The sequence below is a fragment of the Paraclostridium sp. genome, assembly GCF_051657365.1.
Lineage (GTDB): Bacteria > Bacillota > Clostridia > Peptostreptococcales > Peptostreptococcaceae > Paraclostridium.
Genome location: NZ_JBOFKN010000112.1, coordinates 1 through 5,917, shown reverse-complemented (window position 1 = coordinate 5,917; position 5,917 = coordinate 1). Strand labels below are relative to the sequence as shown.

Here is a 5,917-nt window from a genome sequence, read left to right as displayed (position 1 = left end):
GGATGAGGGGAAGAGTAGTCAACTGACGAAAGACTTAAATACCGAGCTTTTCAGGTATTTGCCTGAAGGAAGTGACTACTCTTCCCCTCATCCGGACCAAACAAAGCAAACTAAAAAAGCTGAAGGAAAAGTTAAAAACTATCCTTCAGCTTTTTATATTTACAAACACAACTAAACACCACAGTACAATTTATTGCACTACCACAGTGCCTTAATTTTGACTTTTGTGCAACACATATAATAAAGTATAATAAAACCAAGAAAGGGATATCAAATATGCAACTAAACAGAAGGCTACAAAAAATACTAGAAATACTATTAAACAATGATTACACAAAACTAGAAAAAATAATGAAATCATTAAACGTATCCAAAAGAACTGCTTATTACGATATATCCAAAATAAACGAATACCTACAAAAAAGTGGAATAGAAATAACAAACATAAAAAACCTAGGATATCATATAAACCCATCTGACAAAGATGACATAAAAAAATTATTAAAATACTCAACAAACGACTACATACTATCACCAAAAGAAAGAAGTATAAAAATAATAATAGATCTACTAACAGGTTCACAAAAATCCACTATAGAAAAATATAGCGACAACCTATATGTAAGTAGAAACACTATTTTAGGAGATATCAAAGAAGTTAAAAAATACATAACCAAATACAACCTAACCCTTAACACACAAGGAGGGTACAAACTAGAAGGAAAAGAAAAAGAAAAAAGATACTTATTCATAAACATATACAACGAATATGGATACCTTTTTTACCAACATGAAATAATTGAAGAATACAAAAACATAAAAAACCAAATTGAAAAATTAAACTTAAACATCTTAAAACACAACAACCTAAAATACATCTTAATGTACATAACCATGTTTTATAAATACTATTACAAAAACAACATGAACTGTTTTCAAAAAGAAGACATTCAATTTTTACAAAACCAAACTTCAAACAAAGAAGCAAAAATCTTATTAAATAGTATAAAAAAATCAATAGCTAAGGAAATCGATGACACAGAAATTTACTACATACAAACATTTTTGGTAAGTGACCAAGACATAAGAAAATTTTTCAACAAACAAAACCTAAAACACCAATATATATCTTCAGTTAAAATGATGGTAAAAGAATTTGAAAAAATATCATGTATATCAATAGACGACTATGAAACACTAGAAAAAGATATACTAAACCACTTAACGCCTTCTTTATTTAGAACAAAATATGGTGTATATTATCCCAACATAGTAAAAAATGAAATCAAGAAAAAATATAAATCAGTATATCAATTTACCAAACAAGCTATAAAACACATAGACAACCTAATGGACATGTTTTTAAATGAAGATGAAATTGCATATGTATCGATGTACTTTGGTGGATATACAAGCAAAATGGGAGTAGAAATAAAAATCCCTAAAATAGTTATAGTATGCAACTTTGGTATGGCTACCTCTCAGCTACTAAAAAATCAAATACAAGAACTATTTGACCTTATTGAAATAGAAGACATACTATCTTTAGAAAACTTCAAACAATACAACAAATATTATGACTTTGCCATAAGCACAGTAGACATTGATGAAGATACATCTAAATTCATAAAAGTAAGTCCAGTACTTACAGACTTAGACAAGAAAAACTTAGTATCTCAAATATCAAACGCTCAATCTACATTTAACAAAGAACAAGAAACAATAGACAAAATCATGACCAGTATTGAAAGACACACAACTATTTCAGACAAAGAAAAATTGAGAGAAGAAATAAAAACTATAATGATAAACAGCAGAGAAAAATCAAAAATCCAAAAAGCTACACTTAAAGAACTATTATACGAAAACACAATAACTTTAAACCAAGAAGCTAATGATTGGAAAGAAGCTATATCAATAGCATCACAAAGCCTTATAAAACTTGGATATATAGAAAACTCATATGTAAACGCGTGTATAGACAATGTAGCCCAATTAGGACCATATATAGTAATAGCACAAAATGTTGCAATGCCTCATGCTAATCCTGAAAATGGAGTAAACAAATTGGGAATGAGCATTACCACATTCAAAAACAAAATAAAGTTTTCTAACAATGAAAAGCATAATGTGAAAATGATAGTAACATTAGCACCAAAAGATCAACAATCACATATAAAAGCACTTGCTTGCTTAACTCAAATGCTTAGAGACAAAGATAATATAGAAACAATTATAAATGCAAAAGATAAAAATTTAGTTTTAAAACTAATAAACAAATATTCAAGGTAGGATAAGAAAGGGAATAGTATGATAGTTAAAATTATTAACCAGGTAGATGATTATAAAGAAGCTATCCAAATATCATGCGATATTTTAGAAAATAGAGGATCTATAGAAAAAACTTATTTTGACTCAATAATAAAGAAAATAGATGAGTATGGCCCGTATTTCTGCATAGCACCAAAAATCGCAATGCCACATGCAAGGCCAGAAGACGGTGCTATAAAAACAGATTTATGTGTTTTGAAATTAAATGAACCAGTAGATTTTTTAGGAAAAGAAACGAGTTTATTTTTAACACTAAGCTCAACAGACAACAACTCACACCTAGAACTTATGCAAAAGGTAGCAAGCATATGTATGGATGAAAGTAAATTAAATAAAATATTAAATACAAATAAAGAAGAAGAAATTATGGAGGTAATTTAAAATGAAAAGAATAATGGCAGTTTGTGGATCAGGATTAGGATCAAGTTTTATGGTTGAAATGAATGTTAATGAGATATTAGGAGAATTAGGATTAACTGGATATGAAGTATCTCACAACTCTTTAGCAGATGCAACACCAGAACAAGCAGACATATTTATAACAGCTAGTGACTTAGAATCAAGTGCATCTCACTTACCAAATTTAATAATATTAGATGCTTTATTTGACAAAGACGAACTAAAAGGAAAATTACAAACAGCTTTAGGATTATAGAAGTTGATAATATAAAAAGACGTTAGGAGGGGACATTATGAATGGATTTTTAAAAGTTATTGTAGATTTCATATCTGAACCAGCTGTATTGATAGGGGTTATGGTTATAATTGGTTTAGTACTTCAGAAAAAGCCAATAGAAGATGTAATAAAAGGAACTATCAAAGCAATGGTTGGATTTGTTGTAATAGCAGCAGCGGCTGGAGTTATAGTAGGTTCACTTGAACCATTTGGTAAAATGTTTGAATATGGGTTTAAGGTAAGTGGAGTTATACCAAATAATGAAGCTGTAGTTGCGATGGCCATGGATGAGTATGGTACTTATACAGCTCTTATAATGACATTTGGTATGATTATGAACATACTTATAGCAAGGTTTACTAAATTTAAGTATATATTCTTAACAGGACATCATACTTTATTTATGGCTTGTATGATAGCTGTTATATTAGTTTCAAGTGGAATGAGCGGTCCACACTTAGTATTTACAGGATCACTTGCATTGGGACTTATAATGGTTATATCTCCTGCAATATGTCAACCTTTCATGAAAGGAATAACTAAAAATGATTCAGTAGCATTAGGACACTTTTCTTCTATAGGGTATTTCTTAGCAGCAGGAATCGGAAAGGCTGTAGGAAAAGGATCTAAGTCAACAGAGGAAATGAAAGTTCCTAAATCATTAAGTTTCTTAAGAGATTCAGCAGTTTCTATATCAATAACTATGTTAATTTTATATATAGTAGTTGCATTAGTTGCAGGACCTAAATATGTTGAAACAAATTTATCTGATGGTAAAAACTTTATAGTTTATGCTATGATACAAGCATTAACTTTTGCAGCAGGATTTATATTAATACAAAATGGAGTTAGACTAGTATTAAACGAAATAGTGCCTGCATTTAAAGGAATAGCAACAAAATTAGTTCCAAACTCAAAACCAGCACTAGATTGCCCAATAGTATTTCCTTATGCACCGAATGCAGTTCTTATAGGATTTATAAGTTCATTCATAGGTGGAATAGCATCTATGTTAGTGCTAGGAGTTGCGGGGCTTGTAATAATTATACCGGGAGTTGTTCCTCACTTTTTCACAGGAGCAGCAGCTGCAGTATTTGGAAACTCAACTGGTGGAAGAAGAGGAGCTATAATAGGCTCATTCATAAATGGAGTAGTAATATCATTACTACCAGTAGCATTACTACCAGTACTTGGAAACTTAGGGATAGCTAACTCAACATTCTCGGATGGAGACTTTGGAGTAGTTGGAATATTTTTAGGTAAAATACAACAATTTGTAGGTGGATATGGGCTTACAGCAGTACTTGTTGGAATACTAGCAATATTGGTTGTAATGAGTATTAATTTTAAGAAAAATGATGAAGTTAGTGAAGTAGCTTAGGATATACAAAAAATAAAAATATGTATCTAATAAATGTAATGTATTTTAAATAAAAAATTCGTAGATTATAATATTATAATCTACGAATTTTTTATTTGAAATACATAGTAATCTAGTAAATTTATAAATAAAAGTAGGTTGAAGTTAGGGTAGATTAAAGTATAGTATATATTTTACAGTTAATAAAAAATTAACGTAAAGAATATAATAGATATATTAAATTTATAAATATTTGTATATAATAGTAAATAGACAAAATTAGAATCGGGAGGAAGTTATGAGTAATTTAGCAAAATCGGCATTTTGGCTTATGGTAGTCACAATGCTATCGAAAGTATTAGGATTTGCAAGAGAGATAGTTCTTGGGTACTTCTATGGAACCAGTGCATATAGTGATGTATATATAACAGCTATGAACATACCGCTAGTGGTATTTGCGGCAATAGGAACAGCTATAATAACAACATTCATACCTCTATACCACGAAGCACTAGAAGATGGTGGAGAAAAGAGAGCTTTAAATTTTTCAAATAATATAATTAGTATAGTAGCAATATTAAGTTTAATATTAGCTGTATTTGGATATATATTTGCAGAGCCTTTAGTAAAGTTATTTGCGATGAACTTTACAGGAGAGAAACTAGCACTAACTGTTCAATTCGTTAGAATAATGATGATAGGAATTGTATGTATAGGGCTTAGTAATATAATGACGGCATATTTACAAATACAAGGTGATTTCACTATACCGGGTATGATAGGTTTCCCTAATAACATAATAATAATAGCATCTATAATATTAAGTGCTGTGACTAATAATATAAACATGTTAGCAATAGGTGGATTACTAGGTATGGTGTCTCAGTTCGTATTCCAGGTACCATTTGCAATTAAAAAAGGATATAAGTTTAAACCAGTTATAAATTTAAAAGATAAATATCTTAAAAAAATGTTATGGCTTGTATTACCTGTATTTATAGGAGTTGCTGTGAATCAGGTAAACACTATGGTAGATAGAAGTTTAGCATCAGGACTAGGTGATGGAGTTATAACTGCACTAAACAATGCCAATAGATTAAATGGATTTGTTCTAGGTTTATTTATAGCAACATTAGGAGCGGTTATATACCCTACATTATCCAAGTTATCTACTGAAAATAATAAGGAAAAGTTTGCAGAATCGGTGGCGACAAGTGTAAACTGTGTAAACTTATTAGTATTACCTGCAACAGTAGGAGCAATAGTATTAGCTACACCAGTGGTAAGAATATTATTCCAAAGAGGAGCTTTTGATGAAAGATCTACAGCTCTTACAGCTACTGCATTAGTATTCTACTCAGTAGGTATGATAGGATTTGGATTAAGAGACATATTAGGTAAAGTATTTTACTCTTTAAAAGATACTAAAACACCAATGATAAATGGTATGATAGCTGTAGTTCTTAACATTGTATTAAACATAGCATTAGTAAAAGTTATGGGACATGGTGGACTAGCATTAGCGACAAGTTTATCAGCTATAATATGTA

At 30.0% G+C, this 5,917-nt stretch carries 5 protein-coding genes; all 5 read left to right on the top strand.

The window, feature by feature from the left end; all coding sequences use genetic code 11:
- Window positions 1–276: 276 nt before the first annotated feature.
- A complete protein-coding gene (locus tag ACRCYC_RS08415; protein ID WP_438618673.1) occupies window positions 277–2,292 on the top strand; it encodes a BglG family transcription antiterminator in 2,016 nt (671 codons plus the stop codon).
- An 18-nt stretch (window positions 2,293–2,310) separates the two neighbouring features.
- Complete coding sequence (locus tag ACRCYC_RS08410) at window positions 2,311–2,712, top strand: PTS sugar transporter subunit IIA (protein WP_438618672.1); 402 nt, start codon at window positions 2,311–2,313, stop codon at window positions 2,710–2,712.
- A 1-nt stretch (window position 2,713) separates the two neighbouring features.
- A complete protein-coding gene (locus ACRCYC_RS08405) occupies window positions 2,714–2,986 on the top strand; it encodes a PTS sugar transporter subunit IIB (RefSeq protein ID WP_438618671.1) in 273 nt (90 codons plus the stop codon).
- A gap of 37 nt (window positions 2,987–3,023) precedes the next feature.
- Complete coding sequence (locus tag ACRCYC_RS08400; RefSeq protein WP_438618670.1) at window positions 3,024–4,388, top strand: PTS ascorbate transporter subunit IIC; 1,365 nt, start codon at window positions 3,024–3,026, stop codon at window positions 4,386–4,388.
- 277 nt (window positions 4,389–4,665) lie between these two features.
- Window positions 4,666–5,917: murein biosynthesis integral membrane protein MurJ (gene murJ / locus ACRCYC_RS08395; RefSeq protein WP_438618669.1), on the top strand; the 1,252-nt coding region annotated here is incomplete at its 3' end.

Coding starts and splice junctions, on each gene's coding strand:
- ACRCYC_RS08410 (WP_438618672.1), top strand. CDS start 2,311: ATGATAGTTAAAATTATTAACCAGGTAGATGATTATAAAGAAGCTATC.
- ACRCYC_RS08400 (WP_438618670.1), top strand. CDS start 3,024: ATGAATGGATTTTTAAAAGTTATTGTAGATTTCATATCTGAACCAGCT.
- ACRCYC_RS08405 (WP_438618671.1), top strand. CDS start 2,714: ATGAAAAGAATAATGGCAGTTTGTGGATCAGGATTAGGATCAAGTTTT.
- ACRCYC_RS08415 (WP_438618673.1), top strand. CDS start 277: ATGCAACTAAACAGAAGGCTACAAAAAATACTAGAAATACTATTAAAC.